Here is a 25,057-nt window from a genome sequence, read left to right as displayed (position 1 = left end):
AGACTGACAGGTTTCCCATGGCTTCGCGCGCATATAGCATTCCCAACCTTCTCACCTATGGCCGCATCCTCGCGGTTCCTGTCATTGTTCTTTGCTTTTTCATCGAAGGAAAGCTGGAAAGCTCGGATTTCGCGCGCTGGACAGCCTTGTGGCTGTTTATCATCGCGTCGCTGACCGATTTCCTCGATGGTTATCTGGCGCGTATCTGGAACCAGACGTCGAATATCGGCCGCATGCTGGATCCGATTGCCGACAAGCTGCTGGTCGCCTCCGTGCTGCTCCTGATGGCGGCTGATGGCACCATTGCCGGCTGGTCGCTCTGGGCGGCCATCACCATTCTCTGCCGTGAAATTCTGGTCTCCGGCCTGCGCGAATATCTGGCAGCACTGAAGGTCAGTGTTCCCGTTACCCGCATCGCCAAATGGAAGACCACCATCCAGATGGTGGCCATCGCCTTTCTGCTTGCGGGTCCTGCGGGCGACAAGGTTCTGCCCTACACGACCGAGATGGGAATTACGCTTCTCTGGCTCGCCGCGGCACTCACCATGTATACCGGTTATGATTATTTCAAGGCCGGCCTCAAGCACATCGTGGACGAAGAATGATGGCACGGATCGTTTATTTCGCCTGGGTGCGCGAGAAGATCGGCACGGATGAAGAAGAGCTGGATATCCCCTCCTCCGTCACCACGGCCGGCGAGCTGATCGCCTGGCTTGCGACACGCGGCGAAAATTACGAAGCCGCCTTCGAGTTTCCCAATGTGATCCGTGTTGCCGTCAATCAGGAACATGTCGAGCATGACGAAAGCATTGTCGGCGCACGCGAGATCGGCATTTTCCCACCGATGACGGGGGGATGAGCGGATGCAGCCGACAGTCCGCGTCCAGGCACAGGATTTCGATGCTGCGGAAGAAACCCGCCGGCTGACGGAAAGTGACAGGAGCATCGGCGCGGTGGTGGCCTTCACCGGGCTCTGCCGGGATGATGGCGGCACACTCGCGGCGCTGGAGCTAGAACATTATCCCGGCATGGCGGAAGCGGAAATAACCCGCATTGCCAAACTTGCCATGGAGCGTTTCGGCCTGCTTGGCCTCACCGCCATCCATCGCCACGGCAAGATCGCCACCGGCGAAAATATCGTCCTCGTCATTGCAACCTCGTCTCATCGACAGGCGGCCTTTGATGGCGCCAATTTCGTGATGGACTATCTCAAGACATCCGCCCCGTTCTGGAAAAAGGAACATGGCAGGGATGGCTCGACGGGCGACTGGGTTGCAGCAAAGACAACCGATGATACGGCCAAGGACAAGTGGCGATAGTGCTTGTTCTTTTCTCGCATTTCCGGATGGACAACCGACGTCCACTTTTTCCGGAGATGCTCTAGGGCGCTTCAACCCTGCTGCGCATGATGATCAGCCAGCCGACCAGCATCGCCAGAACCGCTGCGTCGCGCCAGGCGGCCGGGCCGTAACCGACCCAGAAAGTTTCCGCAAAACCAACGGCGGCGGCCCCAAGGCCGCAGATGAGCGGGCTGGCATAACCGCCCGCCGCTGAAATCAGCACCACCTTCAGTCCAAAGACCAGACCGGCCCCGAAATCCATGGTGCCGTAATAAAAAGTGGCCAGCACACCGGCGATGGCGGCGACGAGGCCCGCCGCGCAATAGGACAGCAGAAATATCCTGCCCGCATTCACCCCGCATAAAGCGGCGGCAAAAGCATCGTCCGACACCGCCTTCCAACGCCTGCCGAAAGCGGAAAGGCTGAGATAAAACGACCCCGCGAGAATGAGCAGGCAGAACGCCGCCGTGTTCAGCATCTGCATCGGTGTCAGGGTTACGGCAAATCCCCCGTCGGCCCAGAAACGCACCGGCTCAGACAGAAGCGGCGGCAGCCATAACTGCCTTGTGTCGGCGACCAGCCTCGCGCTTTCCGTGAGGGCGATCAGCACGCCGACCGAGGCGACGGTCACCGCATTGGGAGAGGCTTTCGCCAGCGGCCGCATCACCGCCCTGCCGACAAAACCCGCCGCCCATAGCCCACCGAACACACCCGCCCCTGCCCCGAGCGCAAGTGTTGCCGGCAGAACCAGCCACAGCCGGTTCCAGCCGAAATCGGCAAACAGCAGGCAGGTCTGACCGGCAAAGGCGAATATGGCGCCATAGGTGACATCGGCGCGTCTGGTGACCGAAAAGGCGATGGCATAGCCAAAGGCCAGAACCGCATAAAGCGAGGCGACCGGCACGGCATTCAGCAATTGTTGCAGGAAATAGGCCAAGCGCGTCCTCCCGCCATTATTATAACTGTTAAAACCTGTTTTGATAGTTATAATGTGCGATATGACCTTTCGCTGGACAGAACATCGTTTCGCAGGCGGCGCATTGGCGCTGGATGTCGCCAATAGCGTGATCCTGCGCTCGGAGGCGGCAAAATCAGTCGACCGTTTTGCTGTGCCGGCGCAGATCGCTGCCTTTGCCGAAGCGGCGACAAGGCTCGGTGCGGAGCGCCACAGGTTTCCCACGCTCATCGCGCCCGAAGCGGAAAGGCGGCCGATTTTTCTAGAGCTTCGCGAGGCTGTCGACGATTATTTCCGCACGTCCATCAGCGGCAGCGGCGATGGCGACGGCAAACTAGCCGGGCTTCTTTTCGCCTGCGGCACGGCGCTGCGGACGTTTCCGCTTGCCGAAAGCCTCGGCAATGCCACCGCCCATTCCGCCCTCTCGCTACTTGCGGGCGAGACGCAGGAACGGCTGCGCATCTGCGGCAATTGCGGCTGGCTGTTTATCGATCGCAGCAAGAACAAGAGCCGCATCTGGTGCGATATGGCGGTGTGCGGCAACCGGCAGAAAGCCAACCGGCACTATCACCGGAAAAAGGAGGCGCGGACATGAAAGGAATCGCCCTTCCATTGCTGGCGATTGCAGGGATGCTCGCCCTTTCCGGCTGCCAACGGGACGAACCGCGTGAGGTGGCGAAGATTTCCGGCCGGATGTTTGTGTTTAACTACCGCGTGGCCATCGCCACCTATCTGGTGACCCTTCAGCGCATCGCCCCCATTCGCGACGGCAGCACCATTGAGGCGACGTTCGAGAACCCGCGCGGTGGTCCAGACCTCACCAGCCGCGAGAAGATTTTTCCGAAAGACGAAAAGATCACGGTTCAGAGCCCACCGGTGGAATGCGTGAAGCAGGACCGGCCCTATAAGGTCACCATCCGTATCAAAGGGCCGGAAGGCGACATTCTCCAGACCATCGAAACAGCGATCCGTTCCGACACCGACCAGTCACTTCTGCCCGCCAAGCCGCTGGTGGTTGGCCCGCTTTATACGCCCAATCCTGAGGTGTTCAAACCGGATGGCACGACGGATATGCGGCCGGTTCAGGATTGTCCGGCGTCGTAGGGACTGACGGAATGAATGACGTGAAGGCGTCCCATCCCTCATTCCTGTGCTCGTCACAGGGATGAGGAAGGTGGGAATGGCTGCAGCCTAACCCTTTACCCCTATCAAAACAAAAAAACGGAGCCTTTCGGCTCCGTTTCCTCGAGTCTTTTCAGCAGCTTCACGTAATCGCCTGCAACAGCGATTCAAGCCGTTGAGATTTTGAATCAGCCGACGATTTCGGTTTCGGCGAACCAGTAGGCGATTTCCTGTGCAGCGGTTTCCGGAGCGTCGGACCCGTGAACGGAGTTTTCGCCGATGGAGAGCGCGAAGCTCTTGCGGATGGTGCCTTCCGCAGCCTGGGCCGGGTTGGTGGCGCCCATGATTTCGCGGTTCTTGAGGATGGCGTTTTCGCCTTCCAGAACCTGAACGATGGTCGGGCCGGAGGTCATGCCTTCAACGAGTTCGCCGAAGAAGGGACGCTCTTTGTGAACGGCGTAGAAGCCTTCGGCTTCGCGCTTGCTCATCCAGACGCGCTTGGAGGCGACGATGCGCAGACCGTTGTCTTCAAATACCTTGGTGATCGCGCCCGTGAGGTTACGCTTGGTTGCGTCCGGCTTGATCATCGAAAATGTGCGTTCAATCGCCATGTGTCCGTTTCCTTTTCCTTCAGAGAAAGTGGGCGGTCTTTACCCGCCCAAAGGCCCGAAAACAAGGGGGATCAACGAGATTGCGACTGTCACCGCAGACATTTCACGCCGCTGTCACACTGCGGCCTCTCGCATCATAGAGATCGAGGCAGCCTTCGAACCAGTCCCGCACCGGATCGTTATCGGCAAACAGATCCAGCCCAGTGGTGATCCGCGCCCATTGCAGCGCGCCGAACACGATGTAATCCGCAAAGAGCGGCGACGTACCGCCGATGAAAGGCTGGAAGCTCAGCATACGCCGGATCGGTGCGAGCAATGCCGGAAATGCTGCGATCTCCGCCTCGCGGTTCGCCACCACGTCCTCGAGCGGACGGCCGAGCGCTTTCGTGCGGCTATCGCGGAAATAATGGCGATCCGGCTCATCCAGCATATTGTGGATATCGAGCACGGCAATGCGGACGATGGCGGGGTGAAGCACCGTCTGCGACCAGCTTTCGACGAAACGGGCCATTGCCTTGCCACCCTCGCCGTTAAACAGCGAGGGGCGCTCCGGGTAAGTCTCGTCAAGATAAAGCGCAATTTCGAAACTGTCGCTCACCAGTTCGTCACCATCGCGCAGGATGGGCACGGTCTTCGAAAAACCATCCTCCACCGTGGGGATCACCGTAAAAGGCAAAGGCCTTTCCTCGAAATCCAGCCCCTTATGCGCCAGCGAAAGCACGGTTTTCCAGCAATGGGGAGAAAATGGCCGGGAAGTGTCGCTTCCGCATAGCGAATAGAGCGTTCTGGAAGTCGTCATGGGCTGCCCCTCTTCTGCAACATCGATGAAGCGATATAAAAACGGTCGCCACCCGAAATCAAATCAGGATTTGTCATATTATCGATCAAGGTGCGCCAATGCGGATTCATGCTTCGTGACGGCAAAATTCCCTTCTGGGTTTATTCTATTTTAAACCGTTGCTTGTAAGAATAGCGCCGTTCAACAATCGGTTATCGCCGGTCTATTCATAATAATCCATTGGTATTGGGGCTGTCAGTGACGACATCGGCGGGCGATAAAAAACGCGAGCATGCAAGAAGTGCACTTGTCGTTACCAAAATCACGCAGTTCATCGCCAAGATGAACATTGCGCCTTTGCCGCGCAATTACGAATTGATCTATGAAATATTGTCTGGACACAACCCGGCCATGGGCCGCGACATTCTCGCGCTCGGCAACGCGCCGCAGCAGCATGAAATCGACCTCATCGGCCAGCGGCACAATCTGCCCGGTTTTTCGCGGATCGAGGCGGAACAGATGGCAAGCGAAGCCTTCGAGACACTGACGCAGATTTCCGTGCGACTGGATGCGAGCCTTGAACGCACTGAAACCTTTCTGGGCAGCCTTGAGCAGGACGAAGATGGCGAGCCGCCCGCAACGGAGCGTTTCGTGGAGTTGCTGGGTGATATTCGCGAGGAACAGACAAGCCTTCGGCATTTCATCGCCATGGGGCTGGTGAAAATCCGCGAGGTTGAAAGGAACCGCGCGGAGCTTCAGGCCGCGTCGCTGCGCGATGCGCTGACGGCATTGCCAAACCGAGCCGCCTTTCTCGAAAAGCTTGGCGCTCTTTTCGCGAAGGACCGGGCTGCATCCGCCACCTCGCTGGTGCTGCTGGATATCGACCATTTCCGGGAAATCAACGGCAAATATGGCTCGTCTGCAGGCAACAAGGCATTGCGACGTCTCGCCGCCCTGTTTCGCAAGACCATCAAGAAGGACGATTTCGTCGCCCGTATCGGTGGCGATGAATTTGCCTTTCTGTTTGCCGGCGTGCCGCAAAACACGGCCGAGGCCATTGCCGAGCGGCTGCGGCAGAGCGTGGAGGCATTGCGCTTCGCAACCACTGGCGGCGATGGCGAACATCTGACGGTTTCGATCGGCGTCGCGGAAGTGGATGGCACCGCCACGCCGGCCGAGTTTTTCGGCCATGCGGAACTCGCCCTTCTTTCGGCCCGCTGCGGCGCGCGCAACTGCGTCGTCGGTTATTCGCGGGAGGTGTCGCAGCACAGCCGCAGCAGCTATCTGGCGCAACTCGGCTCCTGAGACAGCATTCTCTCATGGTGTGGCGCGGGCGCTCTTGCCTTGGCCAGACAGTTCGGCCAAAACGGCGCCATGATTACGATTACCGATCTTTCCGCCCGCATCGCCGGGCGTCTGCTTCTTGACCATGCCAGCGTGACGCTTCCCGCCGGCGTGAAGGCGGGCCTTGTTGGCCGCAACGGCGCCGGCAAATCCACTCTGTTCCGGGTCATCACCGGCGATTTTTCGGCTGAAAGCGGTTCGGTGACGATCCCGAAGATGGCGCGCATCGGCCAGGTCGCGCAGGAAGCGCCGGGCACCGAGGAATCGCTGATTTCCATCGTGCTTTCCGCCGACAAGGAACGCAGCGCGCTTCTCGCCGAGGCGGAAACCGCAACCGATCCGCATCGTATCGCGGAAATCCAGATGCGGCTTGTCGACATCGACGCCCATTCGGCCGAAGCGCGCGCGTCAAGCATTCTTGCCGGTCTCGGTTTTGATCACGAGGCGCAGCTTCGCCCCGCCTCCTCCTTCTCCGGCGGCTGGCGCATGCGGGTGGCGCTTGCGTCGGTGCTGTTTGCCGAACCCGACCTTTTGCTGCTCGACGAGCCGACCAACTATCTCGACCTCGAAGGCACGCTCTGGCTGGAAGATTACATCAGGCGTTATCCGCATACCGTCATCATCATCAGCCATGATCGCGATCTTCTCAACAACGCCGTCAATTCCATCGTGCATCTGGACCAGAAGAAGCTGACCTTCTATCGCGGTGGTTACGACCAGTTCGAGCGGCAGAAGGCCGAGGCCGACGAATTACAGATGAAGGCGAAGGTAAAGAACGACGCCGCCCGCAAACATCTGCAAAGCTTCATCGACCGTTTCCGCGCCAAGGCGACAAAAGCGCGACAGGCGCAGAGCCGCATCAAGGCGCTGGAGCGCATGGGCACCGTCGCCGCCGTGATCGAGGATCACGTCCAGCCGATCACCTTCCCCGAGCCGGAAAAGCAGCCGGCCTCGCCCATCGTCGCCATCAATGGTGGTGCTGTGGGTTACGAGCCGGGAAAATCCATCCTGAAGCAGCTCAATCTGCGGATCGACAATGACGATCGCATCGCGCTGCTCGGCTCGAACGGCAACGGCAAATCGACCTTTGCGAAATTCATCTCCGGCCGTCTTGCGCCGCAGGCGGGCGATCTTCGTGTCGCGCCCGGCATGAAGATCGGCTTCTTCGCGCAGCACCAGCTCGATGACCTCGTGCCGGATGAAACCCCGGTCGAGCATGTGCGCAAGTTGATGCCGCTGGCGCCCGAAGCGCAGGTGCGCTCCCGCGTGGCCCAGATGGGACTTGCGACGGAAAAGATGGCGACGGCGGCGAAGGATCTGTCCGGTGGCGAGAAAGCTCGCCTGCTGATGGGGCTTGCGGCCTTCCATGCGCCGAACCTGCTGATCCTCGACGAACCGACCAACCACCTCGACATCGACAGCCGCCGCGCGCTGATCGAGGCGCTGAATGATTATAGCGGTGCGGTCATCCTCATTTCGCACGACCGCCACCTCATCGAGGCGACGGTGGACAGGCTGTGGCTGGTCGCCGACGGCACGGTCAAGACCTTCGAAGGCGACATGGAGGAATATCGCGATCTCGTCGTTTCCTCCGGCAGGAAGAAGGAAGACAAGACCGAGGCCGCTGCCGATCAGGCGTCGAAGGCGGATCAGCGCAAGGCCAACGCAGAAAAGCGCGCCCAGCTTGCGCCGCTCAAGAAAAAGATTAACGAAATCGAGTCCCTGACGGCAAAGCTTGAGAAACTGATTCAGTCGCTCGACACCGAACTGGCTGACCCGGCGCTATACGAAAAAGCCCCTGCCAAGGCCGCGCAGAAAGTCAAAGAGCGTGGCGAAGCCGCTTCCAGGCTTTCGGATGCGGAGGAGCAATGGCTGATGCTTTCCAGTGAATACGAGGATGCGATGGCGGGTTGATGCGCGACAGCGCAGAGCCGGCGGCCTCTTGCGAAGCCGCCGTATCGCATTGACGCAGTTTACTTCGCGCCGATCGTGTTGAGACCTTCACGGGCGCATTCGGCATCGATCGCGCCCGATGGCGCGCCGCCGACACCGATACCGCCGACCAGGGCGTCGCCGATCTTGATCGGCAGGCCGCCGGCCTGGATGACCATGCGCTCATCCATGTTGCGAAGGCCATCATTGGCGGGCTTGGAGGCGATGAATTCCGCGATCTCGCCAATATCACGGCCGAGCGATGCGGCGGCAAAGGCCTTGCCGGTTGCGCTGGAGACCGTGTGTGGACCGGAGCCATCCGCCTTCAGCACAATCTTGGTAGCACCATCGCGGGCGACGATGGCAACGGTGACGGCGCTGCCCTTGGCGGAGCAAGCCTGAAGCGCTGCCTTGGCTGCCTTTTCCGCCATTTCGAGCGGCAGATAGGGCGCGGTCGGCAGCGTCTGCGCCAATGCGGCCGAAGGAGCGATCAGGGCGGAAGCGATGAGAAGGGTGCGGATCATGGAAAGTCCTCTTGCTTGATGAGGACTGCAGCTTAAGCGGATGGCGCTCGGCCGCGAATCCGTAAGACTTGCCGGCTGCTCGGTAGTTCTACCGATCCGCACCGGCTTCCAGCCAGAGCCTTGTCATTTCCGCCTGCGAGGTGGTGCCGAGCTTGAGGCCGATGGCGGCACGATGGCTGTCCACCGTGCGCGGCGAAAGGCCAAGCCCGTCGGCGATCTGGCGTGTGGTAAACCCAAGTGCGATGCGTTCGAGTATTTCCCGCTCCCGCGCGGTCAGCAGCGATAAAAGCGCCATATTCTCCGCCTGCAGTGCCTTTGCATCGAGTGTGCGGGCCAATATCCGGTGAGCCTTCTGGATCGCGTCGATGAGATCCTGCTCATCCACGGGCTTGGAGAGAAAATCCACCGCGCCGTTGTGAAAGGCCCGGCGGCAGGCTTCGATATTGCCGTGACCGGAAATGATGATGACAGGCCAGTCGATCCCCTCTTCCGTCAGCTTCTCCTGCAGCTTCAATCCGGTGATAGCAGGCATGCGGATATCGAAGATGAGGCAGCCCGGTTCGAGCCCGGAGAGCTGACCGAGAAACACCACCGGATCGGCAAAGCCCTTCGCCTTGATGCCGACGGTGGACAGGAGCAATATCAGCGCCTTGCGTACGGCGTCATCATCATCCACGAGATAAACGGGGAGCGTCATGGGGTCTGTGCCTCCGCTGCAAGCGGAAGGACAACCCGGAAAAGCGCACCATTCTCACTCTCGACATAAAGGATTTCACCGTCGGCGCGCTCCACCAGCCGTTGGCTGAGGGCAAGTCCCAGACCCATGCCGTTCGTTTTCGTGGTGGCGAAAGGCGTGAACAGCCGGTCGCGAAGGCCCGGTGCGACGCCGGGGCCGTTATCGGCAACGTCGAGAACGGCGAAATCATCGCTCCGGCTCAATCTGGCGGTGATGGCGCGCCTGCCTTCGATGGCGGTGAGCGCATCAAGCGCGTTGCGCAGCAGATTGAACATGACCTGTTCTATTTCGACGGGGTCGACCCGCACCAAGAGCGGTGTATCGGGCATGGCGATGTCGATGCTGGCTTCGTGCCGGGCCGCTTCTCCGGCAAGCAGCGCATCGACATTGCGCAGAGCCGCGCGCAGATCATGCGCCGCCACCGGCTTGCGGTGCGGCAGCGACCAGTTGCGAAACCGGTCGAGCATATTGGCGGCGCATCGCGCCTGATCGATCATATCGTCGAGAGCACCGGAAAGGGCCGTGACATCCTGACGGGCAAGCAGCCGCCGTCCGGCCTGCGCCTGCGCCAATATCGCCGTCAGAGGCTGGGTCAGCTCATGGGCAAGACCGCTTGCCATTTCTCCGAGTGCATTGACCCGCGAAGCATGGGTGAGCCGCGCCTCCATGCCGCTCAGTTCGGCCCGTCTTTCGGCGGCGCGCATGCGCGTCCTCTGTCTTGCCATGACAGTGCCGAGCAGGAAAACGATGCTCGCGCCGGCCATGCCCGCCAACAGGGCGCGGCCGGGTAAAAGATCGCGCCAGGTGATCGAGAGCGCGACTTCGAGCATAAGCGGCTGGGTAGCGCTGCTCAGTTGCCGGACATATTGCGGTGCTTCCGGTAGCGAGGGCGGGCCGAACAGGACTGTACCGTCAGGCATTTTGAGGCGGATCACCGCCTGTTTCGCCGACCAGAACGGAGCATCGGACGCCAGAAGCCGCGCGGCATCGACGGCAAGCACCAGCGCTTTCGAGGCGGTCTCGTTATTGGGGCTGCGCTTGACGATCATGTAATGGCCGGGCCTGAGACCGCTCGCCACCAGGGCGGGCCGGCCGGTAAAGACCGATGCCGCCTTGCGGATCGCCGCTGCCAGCTCGTTTTCCAGCGGTCGGGTGCCGATAACAGGCCCCGCCTCGTTGAGGGGAACCAGCTGAACCTCATCGATGCGCGGGTAAAATTGCAGAATGGGTGCGGCGACATCAAGCAGCAGGCCGTAGTCCGCCCCCTGCTCCGCCTGCGCTACCGCCGAAAGCGCCGTCACATGGGCATCATGCTGATCGGCGCGGCGGGATGCCTCGGCCTGCAACGCGTCGCTCTCTCGCCCCAGCTCGCCGAGCAGGCTGACATATTGATAAGCCGCCAAAGCGGAAATGACGGCCGCCATGAACAGTGCCCAGACCAGAAACAACCTGAGAAAAGGCCATCCTGAAAGCGGCTGCGGATTGTCCGCCGTAGGCCGGTCGCCTGATACGGCATGGGCGGCCGCGCGAAGCGAGCGGCCGGCGCCACCCTCGCCCTTGGCCGATTCATTCGGCAAGTGCTGAGCCGGCTTTCCGGGCATGTCGTTCCATGCGTCATTGTTTTCAAGCATCGGCTCGCCCGCATGATCTTTAAAAAGGATCATGACATTCGTTCATCAAAGGAGTTTCTCAGCACAGACCGGGAAAACATTCAATGCAGCAGTCGCCGAATTCCCTTTGATGGCCATTGGCCGCAGCAAGGGCCTCGATCGGTCTCCACGCGTTAGGCGCACGCCCTGCGAGGCTGCAGCCGGGCGAGCGGCACGGCAGGGGAATAAAGATAACCCTGCCCGAAGCGTATGCCCATCTGCATGAGAAGCCGGCTCTGCTCCTCCGTTTCGATGCCTTCCGTTACCAGCTTTGCGCCGTAGCGCTCGGCGCTCTCGAAAGCGAGTGCGATGGCCTCCCTGAACCGCGATTGGTCGAGCCTCGACGTCATCCAGTGATCGATCTTGACCTCTTCGAAAGGGAACCGCGCCAGCAAAGTAAGCGCGGCATAACCGGTGCCGAAATCATCGAGCGCCAGCCGGACGCCTGCGGCGACCAGCGCATCGAAATTCTGCTGCACGACATCAGTGGTCGGTATCCTGCTCATCTCCGTCACTTCGATCGAGAGGCGATGCGTCGGCACTGCCATTTCGCGTAGAAGCGTCACGACCCGGTCTCCGAAACGCGCAGTCGCAAAAGACGACGCGGAAATATTCACGGCCAGATGAAAATCCGCGTCAAGGCCGTGCAGGTCACGAAGGTCGCGCACGACGGCTTCGATCGTCGACCATTCGAATTCCACCAGCAGCCGATGGCGTTCGGCGATCTCCAGTACATAATAAGGCGAAAGCGCCTGTCCGTGTGCATCGACCGCGCGCAGCAGCGCTTCAGCGCCGATCATGCGGCGATCACGCATTTCGAATTTCGGCTGATAACAAATGGGCGGTCTGCCGGATTTAACCCAGTTGACCAGCATCTGCCGCACCGCCTCGTCCCGTGTCGCTTTCTCGGCAAAGGAGAAAGGGAAAATCTGCACCGGATGATCGCTTCCCTTCAGCGCCAGACTGAGGTGCCTGAGGAAGGAGGCGACATTTTGCCGGGAAAGCTGGTCCAGATTTGCCGCACCGATTTTGAGATGCGGAACCGGCCCCGCCTCCGCCGAGCGGCAAAACGTGCTCAATCCATCATGCAGATGCATCATGAGTTTCGCACTTTCCGACTTCTCCAGCGAAACCCCCTGCATGACGACCGCAAGTGTCGTATCGCCGAACATGAAGCTGCAGGGCGTGCTGGACCTGCACAGCAGACCGTCTTCGGTATCGCAGATTTCCCGCGCCAGCCTGGGCCAGAAAAGATCGCTCCAGTCCTCGCCCTCGCAGGCGGCGACATCGGCAATATTGATGATTTCGATGAGAATGAGAGCATGCGGAACGGCCGGCTCCTGCCGCATCGTTGTTTCTATGTGGTCTTTGAGGGCACGCCTGTTGGGCAGGCCGGTCAATGAATCGGTCCGCGCCGCAACGTCGCGCTTCTTTGCCTCGTCCCGCGCCCGCGCCTCGCTGCGCAGAAGGATGAACAGGCAGACGATCATCGGCAGACCGACGGCGACCGCGCCGAGGGTTCGGCGGCCGACTGCACTCAAAAACAGCGCCTGATCGACCAGACCAAGCGCGAATGAGGCCGCGATGGCAAGCAGCACGGCAATGAACCTGACCGCAAAGACGGTGAGGATATCCCGAATTCCAAGGTCGGCGAGACGGCGCTTGCGCATCCAGCCATACATGATGATGCCGCAGGCCGAAATGACGACCATGTCCTGCAGGGCCGCAAAAAACAGCACGGGACCACCGAACACAAAACGCCCGGCCGCCACGAGGAAGAGGCTGATCAGTCCGCCCTGCCAGGAGCCGAGCACCCCGGCGAGAAACAGCAGGTCGGAGCGGATATAAGGTTTGGAAGGCAGCTTGATGAATTCGGAAACCAGCAGCGTCAGCAGAAAGCCCGTCATTCCGAACACGATGCCATAATAGATTTTATAGCGGGGGTCCTCGAGGGCGATATTTCGCCGCAGGAGGATCAACACGGACACCATGCCAACGACGGCGGCCGCCTGAAGCAGGAGGAATGGAAGTTCGGCAGCGGATGCTGCCGCTTGTGAGGCGATCAATTCCATCATCTGCATTCCCCGGTTATTATGTGTTCTGGGGCCGGATTTCCGGCACATGGCCTTCACAGATCCCGCTTCGCGCAGGACACAACTTATAACACATCGCCTAGCCTTCAGTGCCCTATGCCGACATTGCGGCTTCGACGCCGTAAAGTTCCGCTGGCCCGACAATCGTTCCCATATGCCCCGAGGCCAGCACCAGCCGGTCGCGGCCCTGGCGCTTCGCCTCGTAAAGCGCCATGTCGGCCCGGTTGACCATCTCGTATATGATCTCCCTGCCGTCACCGGAAACCGCAATGCCGAGGCTGACGGTGACGATTTCCCGCCCGTCGGGGCGGTTGAGATGGGGTATGGCCTCGTCGATCACAGCCAATCTCAGTCTTTCACCGATGGCGAGTGCAGCGGAAACAACGCAATTGTCGAGCAGAACCACAAATTCCTCGCCACCATAACGCGCGACGAAACTTCTGTCGCCATCGTCCCTGCGCAGGGCGCTGCGCAGCCTGCCGGCGATCCTGCGCAGGCAATCATCGCCGGCCACATGGCCTTCTGAGTCATTGTAGTTCTTGAAATAATCGACATCGAGAAGGATGAGCGCCCGCGGCCTGCCGTTGCCGCCCGAAGCCTCGTTCGCCGCCTCGTCAAAGCTGCGGCGATTGCGGATGCCGGTGAGCTGGTCGGTATTGGAAAGCTGCTGAAGCTCGTGATTTGCGTTTTGAATCCGCTGCAGCAACGTCTTCTCGCGCAGCGACGCCAGATAGTCCCGTCTTTCCACCTGCTCGATACGATAGGCCGCAAACAGTGAGACGGCGCTGATTCCGACGGAACACATGATCGCGGGGAGCTTGGCCACCTCGCTCGTCACGGTGACATATTCCATGCCGATGATGAAAACCGCCATGCAGCCGACCGTGCCCATGACCGCAAGCGGAAACGGTTTGCGATGTATCGTATTCATATAGAGGACGACGGTGACGATCCCCATGTAATATTCGCTGGCCGATGACGTCTGCGCATTGGCATAGATGAACATGATCGAGGCGACGACCATCATGCAGCCCAGCCCGTGAAGCACCTCATGCACCACCGCATCCGGCCGCACACTGATCGCATAATAGCGCGCGGGAAAATAAAGAAACAGAAGCGGCGTGATGATAAACAGGCGGACTGTAAGATCCAGCCAGATGATCTCCGGCACCAGACTTATGTCCACAAGCACGTAGAGATTGTAGAGGGTGACGCCGAAAATCAATCCATATGTATTGAATTGCCGGCTGTTTTCGTTGACTTTCTGAACGAAGCCAGACAAACGGTCATCTCTAAGTAAAACCAACACACACCTGCTATTCAGAAAATCTATTCAAGTGAAATATAAAATTACCGCTAACATCCATGGAATATACCTGAAAAAATCAACATTAAAACCGCTGACTGATAAAAAAAATAACACTAAAAACTCAAAAATAATGTTTTTTAATCTCAAATATTACACAACAAAAGAATGCCCATACCGAAAAATTGTTATGAAGTTACAACTTGAAAAAAGACGCGCCGGGCGGAAACGATCACCTTGCTCCTTCGAGCGTTTCTGCTAAAAACTTGTAAAAATCACACTTTATCCCATGCAGCACTCACACGGGTTCCACTTCATGTCAGCCACCAAGCTTGCCATCGTCGGCGTCGGCAAAATCGTTCGTGACCAGCATCTTCCGGCCATCGCAGGTAATCCGGATTTTGAATTGATCTGCACCGCGAGCCGTCATGGCACGGTGGACGGCGTCGCTTCCTATGGCACCATCGAGGCCATGCTGGAGGCTGTGCCTGCTATCGATGCGGTATCGCTGTGCATGCCGCCGCAATATCGTTACGAGGCCGCCTATGCGGCACTGAATGCCGGCAAGCACGTCTTCCTCGAAAAGCCGCCCGGCGCCACTCTTTCGGAAGTGCAGGATCTCGTGCGGCTTGCGGATTCAAAGGGCCTGTCGCTGTTTGCAAGCTGGCATTCGCGTTATGCGCCGGCGGTCGAGGCTGCGAAGGCGTTTCTGGCCTCGACGAAGATCGACAGCGTTCATGTCATCTGGAAAGAGGATGTGCGCCACTGGCACCCGAACCAGGCCTGGATCTGGCAGGCGGGCGGTCTCGGCGTGTTCGATCCCGGCATCAACGCGCTTTCGATCATCACGCATATCCTGCCGCACGCGCTGTTCCTGACCAAGGCGACGCTTGAATTCCCGGAAAACCGTGACGCGCCGATCGCCGCCGACCTGCATTTTTCCGACGTGACGCAAACGCCCGTCCATGCGGAATTCGACTGGCGCCAGACCGGCAAGCAGAGCTGGGATATCGTCGCCGAGACGGCAGCGGGACGGATGGTGCTTTCGGAGGGGGGCGCGAAGCTCTCGATCAACGGCGAAGAAAAACTGTCCGAGCCTGAGCGGGAATATCCGGCCCTTTACGAGCGTTTCTCCGAGATCATCAAGGCAGGCCGCTCCGACGTCGATCTCGCGCCACTGACCCACGTGGCCGACGCCTTCCTGCTCGGCCGCCACAAATTCGTGGATTCCTTCTACGACTGAGAAGCGGAAACGCTTCCCGAAGGACAATGCCTTAGAGGGCGCGGCTGACGAAACGGTCGCGCCCTGATTTTTTGGCCTGATACAGCGCTTCGTCGACGCTCTGCAGCAGCGTCGCGCGGTCTGCTCCGGCCTGTGGGGCCAGCGCGCCGCCTATGCTGAGGCGGGCACCCACCTCGTTCCCATCGACATCAAAAGGTTTGCGGAAGGCGGCAAGCAACTGGTCCGCCAATCCGTTCAGCACCTCGGAGGCGCTCGGCCGGGGCATGAAAATCGCGAATTCGTCGCCGCCCATACGCACCACGATATCCTCGCTGCGGACCGTTTTGCGAATGCGCCCCGCAGCTTCGGTCAGAACTCGGTCTCCCGCCGGGTGGCCGAACGTATCGTTGATGGTCTTGAAACCATCAAGATCGAGATAGAGGACACCGAAGGCCTCGTTTGCACCGAGGGCCGCGCCGAGCTGGCTATCGACGATCGCCTCCAGAGCCTTGCGATTATAAAAACCGGTCAGCGGGTCGGTCATCGCGGCGTCGCGCAGCTCGCGTTCGGCAAGACTCATGGTGAAATTGGCTTTCTGGAGCCGCAGAAGCGCGGCGGCCAACAATGCAAAACGTCTTAAGCTGTCGATTTCCGTACGAGAGAATTTCCGCGGTACCGTATCGACCAGGCAGAAGGCGCCAACGACGAGGCCCGGCTCCAGCTCGATCGGCGCACCGGCATAGGAACGCAACCCGGGACCGCCCTTTACATAGGGCATGAAACGGAAATCCGGATGCTCGGTCAGATCGGAGATGATCACCACATCCCTCTTGGTGATGACGCGGCTGCAGATCGACAGGTCACGCGAGCATTCTGAAAGCTCCATACCCGCCTGTTCCGCGATATGAAGCCAATCCTCGTCAACGATGTGGACGGCCGCCCGTGGCACGCCGAAAACGCCCTGCCCCAATTGCGACAGCACTTTCAGTTCCGGCATGTCGGCATTCTTGAAGGACATGATCGACCGCACCGCGACCAGACGCTCCATTTCCCCGTCCGGTCGTGAAATTGCCTGCCCCATGCTCATGTCCCTCTGCTGTTTCGTCCGCGGCACCCGCCTTTGACCGGATGAAAAGACCACACCATGAAAGCCGCGTCTGTTTCGCGGCTTTCCTTTCGGCGCATAATGCAAAAACCGGCAATTGACGCCACATGCGAAATTTTGCCGGTCTGTTTGCGTATGGAACCAATCGTGGGGTTACAAACCTGCTGTGCGATCAGGCCTTCTTCTGCCAGCGGCCTTCAGGCGACTGCTGCCAGTAAGTCAGAGAATGCCCCTCTGTTTTCAGCCTCTTCCAGTGATTTCGCGCCATTTCAAGCTGGTAGGCATCGTATCCGTCGAACATGAACACGATACGCTCATAGGCTTCCACCGCTGGCGGCTCTGCGCCATCAACGACAAAGCGGACACTCGCCGCGTTGGCATTTTCGTCCGACGCCGTCAGGAGAATCGGCTGACTTTGCGGTGCGGGCGAAGTATCGGTGGCGTGCGGCAGGAAGCTGTCGTCACGAAAGGTCCACAGATGTGTGTCGAGGAAATCGCGGCGCTCCTCACCCGCCGTCTGGATCGCGACCTTCCAGCCGCGCTCCAGCGATTTCTCGAGCAAAGGCGGCAACGCGTCCTCCAGCTTCGATTCCGTCAGATGGTAGAACAGAATTTCAGTCATCCGCAGACGTGCCGCCCCACTCGTTTCAATCTTCGTAATGGGCGCGAACGAGTTCGTTCAGCAGCCTGACGCCGTAGCCCGAGCCCCAGGACTGATTGATCTCAGTCAGTGGCGAACCCATTGCGGTGCCGGCGATATCGAGATGCGCCCAGGATGTTTCACCCACAAAACGCTTGAGGAACTGCGCGGCGGTGACGGAACCCGCCAGACGGCCCGAGCTGTTCTTCATGTCGGCGAATTTGGAATCGATGATCTTGTCGTAATCCTTGCCGAGCGGCATGCGCCACAGTTTTTCGGCTGTCACGTCGCCCGCCTGCGCAAGACGCGCTGAAAGCTCGTCATCATTGGAGAAAAGGCCGGCCTGCAGATTGCCGAGCGCAACCGTGATGGCGCCCGTCAGCGTCGCGAGGTTCACCATGAATTTCGGGTTGAAGCGGTCCTTGGTGTACCAGAGCGCATCGGCCAGAACCAGCCGGCCTTCGGCATCGGTATTGATGATCTCGATGGTCTGGCCAGACATGGAGGTGACGATATCGCCCGGACGCTGGGCATTGCCGTCAGGCATGTTCTCGACAAGGCCGATGACGCCGATCACGTTTGCCTTGGCCTTGCGGGCTGCGAGCACATGCATCAGGCCGGTGACGGCAGCAGCGCCGCCCATGTCACCCTTCATATCCTCCATATTGAGGCCGGGCTTCAGCGAAATGCCGCCAGTATCGAAAACGACACCCTTGCCGACAAAGGCAATCGGCTCGTCTTTCTTGTTGCCGCCGTTCCACTGCATCACCGCAAGCCGTGGCGGACGCGCTGAACCCTGCGCGACGCCGAGAAGCGCATTCATGCCAAGCTTCTTCAGCTCTTTCTCGCCGAGAACTTCCACCTCGACGCCGAGTTTGCGTAGTTCCTCCGCCTTTTCAGCGAATTCAACCGGGCCGAGAGCGTTCGGCGGGAGATTGACGAGATCGCGCGCCAGAGTAACGCCGCCCGCAACTGCCTCCGACACGGCAAAGGCCTTTTCCGCTTCCTGATACGCAGCCGTGACGATGACGATACCGACCTTCTTCGGCGTCTTTTCGTCATCGGACTTTTTCTTGGTCTTGTAAGCATCGAAGCTGTAAGCGCGCAGCAGAACGCCAAGCGCGAAATCCGCAGCCGCCTGCCCGCCTGCCTCTACGCCCGGCGCATCGAGATAGATGACGACCTTGTCCGCCTTCTTGAAATTGGCGGCGGCGGTGCCGCCGGCGCGCAGCCAGTCATGGGCGATCAGCTTCGACGGCTTGCCCAGGCCGATGACGAGCAGCCGGTCGGCGGTGGAACCCTGCGGCGCGATCACGTCGAGCGTCGTCATGGATTTTGCGGAAAAGCCCGAGATCTTCGCCGCCCTCTCGATCACGCCGCCCGGGTCGGCCTCGGAAGCACCGGCGACGGCCTGCGCCTCACCCGAGGCCTGCAGCACAACGGCCAGGGCATTTTCCAGCGAGGCGGAATTGGCGAAAGAAATATCGAATTTAGCGGACATGTTTTCCTGCTCTTCTTGGACGACTTGCACGATGCGCATGATCATGGCCTTTTCGGCCCGGGGCGCAACCCCGCATTCTTTAAAGGCCTACGGTCGTTAAAGGAAAGGCATTTTTGTGGAATGCGAAATCACGTCATGAAACCGACAGCTTGTTCCACAAAAAGACACAGGCGACGGAAAAATCGTCGCGCAAAACATATTTGTGAGCATGCCGGAATAGCCAATTGCAAACGATGCGATTAGATAAGCGGAAATTCGGCGAGCGATCGCACGAAAAAACAATGTCGAACAGGGCCGTATGAAGCTTCTTGAGAACTATATCCTGCGGCGGACAACGCAGATGTTTCTGGTCGCGCTGCTGCCGGTGCTGGCCATCATCTGGACCATCCAGGTTCTCCAGAGAATCAATCTCGTGACCGATACGGGCCAGTCGATGGGTTCCTTCATGGCGCTCGCGACGATGATCCTGCCGACGCTCATTCCCGTCGTGCTGCCTTTCGCGCTTGTCATCGGCATCACCCAGATCTTCACGACGATGAACAATGATTCCGAGCTTGCCATTATCGATGCGGCTGGATCGCCGCGTTCGGTGATGTATCGCCCGGTTCTCATTCTGGCCGCCGTTCTGAGCGCCCTTTCCTTCACCATCACCAATTTCATCGAGCCGCCGGCCCGCAGCTCCGCCCGGCAGATGGTGGCCGCCGCCTATGCCGACCTTCTGTCTTCGGTGATAGAGGAAAAGACCTTCCGCACCATTCAGGATGGTCTCTATGTGCAGATTGCGCAGCGGCAGGGCCGTATTCTCAAGGGCCTGTTCGTCGCCGACCGCCGCGATCCGAATTTCGACCTCATCTATTATGCCAAGGAAGGCATGATCGACGAAAGCGGCACCTCGCTGACCATGCGCGACGGCGAAGTGCAGCAGAAGACGCCCGACGGCAAGGTCTCGATCGTCAAGTTCCTGTCCTACGCCTTCGACCTTTCGACCATGTCGGAAAAGCAGGATTCGGAGCCGTCGCTCTCTCCCGGCGATGCCAGCCTCGGTTTCCTTCTCTCGCCTGACGAGAACAATGCGAGCTACAAGCGCTCACCGGAGAATTTCCGCAGCGAGTTACACAAGCGCCTGTCGGACTGGATGTTCGCCTTTTCCTTCGCGCTGATTTCACTGGTCATCGCCGCTGACGCCCGTTCGCATCGCGAGGCCCGCATGCATCCGATGGTCGCCGCACTGGTGACGGCCTTCATACTGCGGTGGCTTGGTTTTTATGTCACCAATCAGATCAAGCAGAGCGCGGCCTTCATTCCGCTGGTCTATGCCGTGCCGGGCCTTAGCGGCGCCGCTGCCGCCTTCATTCTGCTGACCGGCCGCAAGCCGAAAATGCCGAAAGTCATCGCCGATGCGATGGGTCGTCTGCGCCGTCTCTTCTCCAGCCGGATGGCGAAAAGCTCTGGGAGCGGCAACGCATGATTTTCAACACGCTCTCCCGGTATTTCCTGAAACGATATCTGATCACCGCCATCTGGTTCGTGCTCGGCGTATCCTCGATCATTTACCTTGCCGATTTCAGCGAGACGGCACGACGCATGTCCGGCCTGCCCGGCTATTCCGTTCCGGCCGCCCTTGGCCTGACGGCGCTTCGCCTGCCGCTGATCCTGCAGCAGACCATTCCCTTCATCGCCCTCTTCGTCGGCATGACGACGCTGATCTCGCTCAACCGGCGCTACGAGCTGGTGGTGACGCGCGCTGCCGGCATTTCCGCCTGGCAATTCATCCTTCCCTTCGTGCTCGGCGCGGTTTTCATCGGCATCCTGTCCGTCATCATTCTGAACCCCATCGCGGCATGGGGCCAGAACAAGTCGCTGGCGATGGAAGCCGGTCTGCGCAATGAGGCAGGCGGCGGCCGCCAGCAGGAGATCATTCCGTGGATGCGCCAGACAAGTGGTGGCCAGGATACGATCATCGGCGCCAAGAGCTTCGAGGACAACGGAACGATGCTTCTCGATGTGGTTCTGATCCACCTCGACAAGGACGGAAACATCGTCTCCCGGCAGGATGCGAAGTCGGCTAAATTGGAAGATGGTTACTGGCTTCTTAACGGCGTTTCGGAAACACGCGCAGGACATGTGCCAGTTCGGCAAGAGAGCACGCGGATCAGTACCAATCTGAGACGGGAATTCGTCCAGGAGCGCATGACGCAGACGGAAACCGTTGCTTTCTTTGACCTTTCTCACAAGATCGAAGTTGCAAAGTCCTTTGGACTATCTTCAAAGGCGCTTGAGACGCAGTATCATTTCCTGCTATCGACGCCCCTGCTTCTGGTTGCGATGACCTTGATCGCCGCGACCGTTTCATTAAAGTTCAGCCGCTTCGCCCAGTCGCGCTCCGTGATTCTGGGTGGAATCGTTTCCGGCTTCGTGCTTTATGTAGTAACCGTGCTCGTAAGGGCATTCGGGAGTGGTGGTGTTGTCCCTCCCACCGTCGCGGTCTGGGTTCCAGTCGTCGTGGCGTTGGCTTTGGGGGCAACCATTCTGCTTCATCAGGAGGACGGCTAAGTGGCGGTATATGACCGCGGGAATATCAGGCGGCTTTGGACGGCCCTTCTGACAGGTGCCGCTGTGTGCGCGTATTTGGCATCCAGCCCGGTCGCTTTCGGCCAGGATGGTTTGCTTGCGTCGGCAAGCCAAGACGATTCGAAACTCCTGCTTACAGCAAATGAACTGACCTATAATCGCGATTCCCAGCGCGTCATCGCGAAGGGCGTCGTTCGCATGAAATATTCGGGCTACCGCATGGTGGCCCAGCAAGTGGAATATAACCAGCAGACCGGCCGCGTGATTGCCCATGGCAACATCGAGCTGATCGAGCCGGGCGGCAACAAGATCTATGCCGACGAGATGGACGTCACCGACGATTTCGGTCAGGGCTTCGTTAATGCCCTGCGCGTCGAGACCACGGACAATACCCGTATCGCGGGTGAAAGTGCCGAGCGTCTCGAAGGCGACCTGATGGTCCTCAACAACGGCGTCTACACCGCGTGTCTGCCCTGCGCCGAGCGGCCCGAAAAGGCGCCTCTGTGGCAGGTCAAGGCGGAACGCGTCGTTCAGGACGGCAAGACCCATACGATCCGGCTGGAAAAGGCCCGTCTGCAGCTTTTCGGCCATTCGATCGCCTATCTGCCGTTCCTCACGGTTCCGGACAATACAGTGAAGCGCAAATCGGGCTTCCTGTTCCCGCAGATGAGCATTACCGACAATCTCGGTTTCGGCATCGGCGTCCCCTATTTCCACGTTCTGTCCGACACCTCGGACGTGACCGTCACGCCGACCTATTACACGACGCAGGGTCTGCTGCTGCAGGCGGAACTGCGCCAGCGCTTCGAAACCGGTATGCATACGGTCACGATCGCCGGCATCAGCCAGCAGAAGTCCGATACCTTCACGGCCGGCACCAGCGATGCGCTCAACGACAATCGTGGCATGATCGCAAGCAAGGGTGATTTCTCGATCAACCCGCGCTGGGCGTTCGGCTGGGATGCCATGGTGCAGACCGACAATAACTTTTCGCGCACCTATGGGCTGAAGGGTTATAAAAACGACGTTCAGACCAACCAGATCTACCTGACCGGCGCGAGCGAGCGTAACAGCTTCGAAGCCCGTGGTTATTATTTCAACGTTCAGGACACGGACAATACCGAATCCAAGGAACGCAAGCAGGCCATCGTCCATCCGGTTGTCGACTATCGTTATTTCGTGCCGGATCCGATCTATGGCGGCGAGCTTTCGCTGACCACCAACCTGACGAGCATCACGCGCTTGAAGCAGGATGCCTACGCGCTTGGCGGTTATCCGCGCTTCAGCGGGCTTGAAGGCGACTATACGCGCCTTTCCACCGAAGCCGAGTGGAAACGCACCTTCACGATGGACAGCGGCCTGCAGATCACGCCGATCCTCGCTGCACGCGGTGACGCGCTCTGGACGGATATGTCTCCCGCGGCCTTCACCTCGGGCGGCACCTCCTATGCCTATGAGGGCATGATGAATGACGGTGCGGCTTTCCGCGGCATGGTCACCGGCGGCCTGGAAGTGCGTTATCCCTGGCTGTTCACGGCACTCAACAGCAGCCATGTGATTGAACCCATTGCGCAGATTTTCGTGCGCCCGAACGAACAATATGCCGGCCGCCTTCCGAACGAGGACGCACAGGCATTCGTATTCGACGCGACCAATCTGTTCGAACGCGACAAATTCTCCGGCTTCGACCGCATCGAAGGCGGCACGCGCGCCAACATCGGCTTCCGCTATAACGGTACCTTCGACAACGGCTACGGCGTTCGCGCCATTGCCGGCCAGTCCTTCCATCTGGCGGGCGACAACTCTTTCGCCTCCTACGATCTCGTCAATGCAGGCGCCAATTCCGGCCTCGAATCCGACCGTTCGGATTACGTCGCCATGGCTGCTTTCGATGCGCCGATCGGTCTTTCTCTGTCTTCCAGCCTGCGTCTCGACAAGGACGATCTCGACATCAACCGGTCGGAAACCGGCATCAGCTATTCGGATCGCCGCCTCACCGGCAAGCTCAGCTATACGCAGGTCAAGGCGCAGCCGAAATATGGCTATAACGAAGACCGCGATATCATTCAGGCCTCCGGCACACTGCGTATGGACGACAACTGGTCGCTGTTTGGCTCGATCAACTACGATCTGAACGGAAAATTTGCTGCCGAGCGCCGTATCGGCATTGCCTATCAGGATGAATGCACGATCTTGACGGTCAGCTATTCCGACGAAGGCAATATCAATTCCAGCCGCCAGGCCGCCAATGACTGGTCGATCAATGCCCGTCTGGCCTTCCGGACGCTCGGCGATATCAGCATCGGTTCAGCAAACGATGACTGGAACGACATGGATATCGGCTGGAAGCCAAACAACTACTGAGTTTAGAGGCAGGTTACGCAGCATCGTGGCCTGCCTTTTTACCATTTGGCCAGTAAAGCCACGGTTTCGCCGCAACAACACGCCAATGTCGGCCGCGCATGGAACCTATCGGGTTTTCTTTCAACAAACCGACACATTGCCGTCTTGCGGATCGCGATGATATATACGTGGCAAATTTGCGGTGTGGATGCACAGGTGCAGGCCTGAAGAGCGGGAGAGTTCGATGATCCCCTCATCAGACAAAACAGATTGGCGGGACAGGGCAACAGGACCCTGCCCGACGAAAGGGAGAAGGATATGATGAATTTCGGAAAGACGGCTTTGCGTGGCGCTGCTTTTGCCTTTGCGATATTCGCCGTTCCCATGGCCATTGTGCCCTATGCCGGCCAGGCCTTCGCCGACAGCACAGTCAAGATTGTCGTCAACAAGACACCCATCACCAATGACGATATCGCCAAGCGCGTCGCCTTCCTGAAGCTGCAGCGCCAGTCCGGTAATCTCAATGAAAAAGCGCGTGAGCAGCTTGTCGATGAGGCGCTGAAGCGCGAGGAAATCGGCCGCGTGAAAATGTCGGTCAGCACCGACGATGTCGATGCGGCCTTCGCACGCTTTGCCGGCAACAACAAGATGACCCCGCAGCAACTGACGAAGGTGCTGTCGCAGGCGGGTGTCGGCGCCGACCATTTCAAGTCCTTCATCGCCATTCAGATGAGCTGGCCACGTCTTGTCAACGCCCGTTATGGCGCCCGCGGCAAGATGTCGACGCAGGATCTCGTGACCCGCCTGAAGGAACGCGGCGACAAGCCCGTCACCACGGAATATTTCCTGCAGCAGGTCATCTTCGTCATCCCGGAATCGAAGCGTAATGCCATTACCGGCAAGCGCAAGGCTGAGGCTGAAGCCTCGCGCAAGCGTTACCCCGGCTGCGACCAGGCCATGAGCTTTGCCGCGACCATGCGCGACGTGGCGATCAAGGACCTCGGCCGCATTCTGGCCCCCGAACTTCCGGAAGACTGGAAAGCTTTGGTGGAAAAGACCAAGGAAGGCGGCACCACCGGAACGCGCGTGACCGAAAAGGGCGTCGAATATCTGGCCATCTGCAAGCAGCGTCAGGTTTCCGACGACTATGCGGCGGAAATGGTGTTCAAGTCCGAAGACCTGATGAAGGCCAAGGACGGCGAAAACCCGAACGAAAAGAAATATATGGATGAGCTGCGCAAGAAGGCGCAGATCGTCAACACCTGATATTGATACAAGAGCCGGG

23 protein-coding genes are annotated in these 25,057 nt (G+C 59.2%); 12 read left to right on the top strand and 11 right to left on the bottom strand.

What is annotated here, in order from left to right; genetic code table 11:
- Positions 1-17: 17 nt before the first annotated feature.
- The 3 genes from pgsA to AC5I5B_RS16810 are packed head-to-tail and all read left to right on the top strand — an operon-like array spanning position 18 to position 1,319.
- A complete protein-coding gene (gene pgsA / locus AC5I5B_RS16820) occupies positions 18-605 on the top strand; it encodes a CDP-diacylglycerol--glycerol-3-phosphate 3-phosphatidyltransferase (RefSeq protein WP_003502124.1) in 588 nt (195 codons plus the stop codon).
- Positions 605-859, top strand: a complete 255-nt coding sequence (gene moaD, locus AC5I5B_RS16815) for a molybdopterin converting factor subunit 1 (protein ID WP_031234579.1) — start codon at positions 605-607, stop codon at positions 857-859. The genes pgsA and moaD overlap by 1 nt, the downstream gene beginning before the upstream one ends.
- A 4-nt stretch (positions 860-863) precedes the next feature.
- Positions 864-1,319, top strand: a complete 456-nt coding sequence (locus tag AC5I5B_RS16810; RefSeq protein WP_111834282.1) for a molybdenum cofactor biosynthesis protein MoaE — start codon at positions 864-866, stop codon at positions 1,317-1,319.
- Positions 1,320-1,380: 61 nt separating this feature from the next.
- On the opposite strand, the gene AC5I5B_RS16805 is transcribed toward AC5I5B_RS16810, so the two are convergent.
- A complete protein-coding gene (locus AC5I5B_RS16805) occupies positions 1,381-2,277 on the bottom strand; it encodes a branched-chain amino acid ABC transporter permease (protein WP_099085504.1) in 897 nt (298 codons plus the stop codon).
- 52 nt (positions 2,278-2,329) lie between these two features.
- Between AC5I5B_RS16805 and AC5I5B_RS16800 the strand changes: the two genes are divergently transcribed.
- Entirely contained in the window at positions 2,330-2,890 is a 561-nt protein-coding gene (locus AC5I5B_RS16800) for a CGNR zinc finger domain-containing protein (protein WP_020813538.1), read from the top strand.
- Complete coding sequence (locus AC5I5B_RS16795; protein ID WP_111834281.1) at positions 2,887-3,399, top strand: hypothetical protein; 513 nt, start codon at positions 2,887-2,889, stop codon at positions 3,397-3,399. Before AC5I5B_RS16800 ends, AC5I5B_RS16795 begins: the two co-directional genes overlap by 4 nt.
- A 206-nt stretch (positions 3,400-3,605) precedes the next feature.
- On the opposite strand, the gene ndk is transcribed toward AC5I5B_RS16795, so the two are convergent.
- Together ndk and AC5I5B_RS16785 are read right to left on the bottom strand one after the other, a co-directional pair.
- Positions 3,606-4,028 carry a nucleoside-diphosphate kinase gene (gene ndk / locus AC5I5B_RS16790; protein ID WP_003502118.1) on the bottom strand — a complete coding sequence of 141 codons (423 nt, stop codon included), beginning with the start codon at positions 4,026-4,028 and terminating at the stop codon, positions 3,606-3,608.
- A 103-nt stretch (positions 4,029-4,131) separates the two neighbouring features.
- Entirely contained in the window at positions 4,132-4,827 is a 696-nt protein-coding gene (locus AC5I5B_RS16785) for a glutathione S-transferase family protein (protein ID WP_026363455.1), read from the bottom strand.
- A 237-nt stretch (positions 4,828-5,064) separates the two neighbouring features.
- On the opposite strand from AC5I5B_RS16785, the gene AC5I5B_RS16780 reads away from it, so the two are divergent.
- Both AC5I5B_RS16780 and AC5I5B_RS16775 read left to right on the top strand, forming a co-directional pair.
- Entirely contained in the window at positions 5,065-6,111 is a 1,047-nt protein-coding gene (locus AC5I5B_RS16780; RefSeq protein WP_162694788.1) for a GGDEF domain-containing protein, read from the top strand.
- A 69-nt stretch (positions 6,112-6,180) separates the two neighbouring features.
- Positions 6,181-8,064, top strand: a complete 1,884-nt coding sequence (locus AC5I5B_RS16775; protein WP_003502110.1) for an ABC-F family ATP-binding cassette domain-containing protein — start codon at positions 6,181-6,183, stop codon at positions 8,062-8,064.
- 59 nt (positions 8,065-8,123) lie between these two features.
- Here the strand turns inward: AC5I5B_RS16775 and AC5I5B_RS16770 are convergent, their stop codons facing one another.
- From AC5I5B_RS16770 to AC5I5B_RS16750, 5 genes are all read right to left on the bottom strand, one after another.
- Complete coding sequence (locus AC5I5B_RS16770) at positions 8,124-8,606, bottom strand: GlcG/HbpS family heme-binding protein (RefSeq protein ID WP_003502109.1); 483 nt, start codon at positions 8,604-8,606, stop codon at positions 8,124-8,126.
- Positions 8,607-8,694: 88 nt separating this feature from the next.
- On the bottom strand, positions 8,695-9,303 hold the full coding sequence (locus tag AC5I5B_RS16765; protein ID WP_112292804.1) for a response regulator transcription factor: 609 nt from the start codon (positions 9,301-9,303) through the stop codon (positions 8,695-8,697).
- The gene (locus AC5I5B_RS16760; protein ID WP_495752753.1) at positions 9,300-11,006 is read right to left on the bottom strand and encodes a sensor histidine kinase; all 1,707 of its coding nucleotides are present in this window, start codon (positions 11,004-11,006) and stop codon (positions 9,300-9,302) included. The genes AC5I5B_RS16765 and AC5I5B_RS16760 overlap by 4 nt, the downstream gene beginning before the upstream one ends.
- Before the next feature lie 119 nt (positions 11,007-11,125).
- Entirely contained in the window at positions 11,126-13,066 is a 1,941-nt protein-coding gene (locus AC5I5B_RS16755; protein ID WP_031234577.1) for an EAL domain-containing protein, read from the bottom strand.
- A 112-nt stretch (positions 13,067-13,178) separates the two neighbouring features.
- Positions 13,179-14,366: a GGDEF domain-containing protein gene (locus AC5I5B_RS16750; protein ID WP_003502105.1), complete on the bottom strand. Its 1,188-nt coding sequence runs from the start codon at positions 14,364-14,366 to the stop codon at positions 13,179-13,181.
- A 340-nt stretch (positions 14,367-14,706) separates the two neighbouring features.
- Between AC5I5B_RS16750 and AC5I5B_RS16745 the strand changes: the two genes are divergently transcribed.
- On the top strand, positions 14,707-15,633 hold the full coding sequence (locus AC5I5B_RS16745; RefSeq protein WP_003502104.1) for a Gfo/Idh/MocA family protein: 927 nt from the start codon (positions 14,707-14,709) through the stop codon (positions 15,631-15,633).
- 31 nt (positions 15,634-15,664) lie between these two features.
- Here AC5I5B_RS16745 and AC5I5B_RS16740 read toward each other — a convergent pair whose 3' ends face one another.
- From AC5I5B_RS16740 to AC5I5B_RS16730, 3 genes are all read right to left on the bottom strand, one after another.
- On the bottom strand, positions 15,665-16,693 hold the full coding sequence (locus AC5I5B_RS16740) for a sensor domain-containing diguanylate cyclase (RefSeq protein WP_111792523.1): 1,029 nt from the start codon (positions 16,691-16,693) through the stop codon (positions 15,665-15,667).
- A gap of 196 nt (positions 16,694-16,889) precedes the next feature.
- Entirely contained in the window at positions 16,890-17,339 is a 450-nt protein-coding gene (locus AC5I5B_RS16735) for a DNA polymerase III subunit chi (protein WP_003502102.1), read from the bottom strand.
- A 25-nt stretch (positions 17,340-17,364) separates the two neighbouring features.
- The gene (locus AC5I5B_RS16730; RefSeq protein WP_111834516.1) at positions 17,365-18,858 is read right to left on the bottom strand and encodes a leucyl aminopeptidase; all 1,494 of its coding nucleotides are present in this window, start codon (positions 18,856-18,858) and stop codon (positions 17,365-17,367) included.
- Between the two features lie 298 nt (positions 18,859-19,156).
- Here AC5I5B_RS16730 and AC5I5B_RS16725 point away from each other — a divergent pair, with 298 nt between their 5' ends.
- The 4 genes from AC5I5B_RS16725 to AC5I5B_RS16710 all read left to right on the top strand — a co-directional run bounded on the left by AC5I5B_RS16725 (position 19,157) and on the right by AC5I5B_RS16710 (position 25,038).
- The gene (locus AC5I5B_RS16725) at positions 19,157-20,326 is read left to right on the top strand and encodes an LptF/LptG family permease (protein WP_003502098.1); all 1,170 of its coding nucleotides are present in this window, start codon (positions 19,157-19,159) and stop codon (positions 20,324-20,326) included.
- Positions 20,323-21,411, top strand: a complete 1,089-nt coding sequence (lptG, locus tag AC5I5B_RS16720) for an LPS export ABC transporter permease LptG (protein ID WP_111792517.1) — start codon at positions 20,323-20,325, stop codon at positions 21,409-21,411. The genes AC5I5B_RS16725 and lptG overlap by 4 nt, the downstream gene beginning before the upstream one ends.
- Positions 21,412-23,793: an LPS-assembly protein LptD gene (locus AC5I5B_RS16715; RefSeq protein ID WP_003502095.1), complete on the top strand. Its 2,382-nt coding sequence runs from the start codon at positions 21,412-21,414 to the stop codon at positions 23,791-23,793.
- A 297-nt stretch (positions 23,794-24,090) separates the two neighbouring features.
- On the top strand, positions 24,091-25,038 hold the full coding sequence (locus AC5I5B_RS16710) for a SurA N-terminal domain-containing protein (protein WP_003502094.1): 948 nt from the start codon (positions 24,091-24,093) through the stop codon (positions 25,036-25,038).
- Positions 25,039-25,057 lie beyond the last annotated feature (19 nt).

It is taken from the genome of Agrobacterium sp. (assembly GCF_059499945.1).
The sequence above is the reverse complement of the archived record's forward strand: the minus strand, read 5'-3'. Positions and strand labels throughout refer to the sequence as shown.

Bases quoted from the DNA above. Each gene is read 5' to 3' on its own strand.
- AC5I5B_RS16775 (WP_003502110.1), top strand. From the start codon at position 6,181: ATGATTACGATTACCGATCTTTCCGCCCGCATCGCCGGGCGTCTGCTT.
- AC5I5B_RS16710 (WP_003502094.1), top strand. From the start codon at position 24,091: ATGATGAATTTCGGAAAGACGGCTTTGCGTGGCGCTGCTTTTGCCTTT.
- AC5I5B_RS16745 (WP_003502104.1), top strand. From the start codon at position 14,707: ATGTCAGCCACCAAGCTTGCCATCGTCGGCGTCGGCAAAATCGTTCGT.
- pgsA (WP_003502124.1), top strand. From the start codon at position 18: ATGGCTTCGCGCGCATATAGCATTCCCAACCTTCTCACCTATGGCCGC.
- AC5I5B_RS16755 (WP_031234577.1), bottom strand. From the start codon at position 13,066: ATGATGGAATTGATCGCCTCACAAGCGGCAGCATCCGCTGCCGAACTT.
- AC5I5B_RS16760 (WP_495752753.1), bottom strand. From the start codon at position 11,006: ATGATCCTTTTTAAAGATCATGCGGGCGAGCCGATGCTTGAAAACAAT.
- ndk (WP_003502118.1), bottom strand. From the start codon at position 4,028: ATGGCGATTGAACGCACATTTTCGATGATCAAGCCGGACGCAACCAAG.
- AC5I5B_RS16765 (WP_112292804.1), bottom strand. From the start codon at position 9,303: ATGACGCTCCCCGTTTATCTCGTGGATGATGATGACGCCGTACGCAAG.
- AC5I5B_RS16740 (WP_111792523.1), bottom strand. From the start codon at position 16,693: ATGGGGCAGGCAATTTCACGACCGGACGGGGAAATGGAGCGTCTGGTC.
- AC5I5B_RS16795 (WP_111834281.1), top strand. From the start codon at position 2,887: ATGAAAGGAATCGCCCTTCCATTGCTGGCGATTGCAGGGATGCTCGCC.
- AC5I5B_RS16800 (WP_020813538.1), top strand. From the start codon at position 2,330: ATGTGCGATATGACCTTTCGCTGGACAGAACATCGTTTCGCAGGCGGC.
- AC5I5B_RS16810 (WP_111834282.1), top strand. From the start codon at position 864: ATGCAGCCGACAGTCCGCGTCCAGGCACAGGATTTCGATGCTGCGGAA.
- AC5I5B_RS16735 (WP_003502102.1), bottom strand. From the start codon at position 17,339: ATGACTGAAATTCTGTTCTACCATCTGACGGAATCGAAGCTGGAGGAC.
- AC5I5B_RS16785 (WP_026363455.1), bottom strand. From the start codon at position 4,827: ATGACGACTTCCAGAACGCTCTATTCGCTATGCGGAAGCGACACTTCC.
- lptG (WP_111792517.1), top strand. From the start codon at position 20,323: ATGATTTTCAACACGCTCTCCCGGTATTTCCTGAAACGATATCTGATC.
- AC5I5B_RS16770 (WP_003502109.1), bottom strand. From the start codon at position 8,606: ATGATCCGCACCCTTCTCATCGCTTCCGCCCTGATCGCTCCTTCGGCC.
- AC5I5B_RS16725 (WP_003502098.1), top strand. From the start codon at position 19,157: ATGAAGCTTCTTGAGAACTATATCCTGCGGCGGACAACGCAGATGTTT.
- moaD (WP_031234579.1), top strand. From the start codon at position 605: ATGGCACGGATCGTTTATTTCGCCTGGGTGCGCGAGAAGATCGGCACG.
- AC5I5B_RS16730 (WP_111834516.1), bottom strand. From the start codon at position 18,858: ATGTCCGCTAAATTCGATATTTCTTTCGCCAATTCCGCCTCGCTGGAA.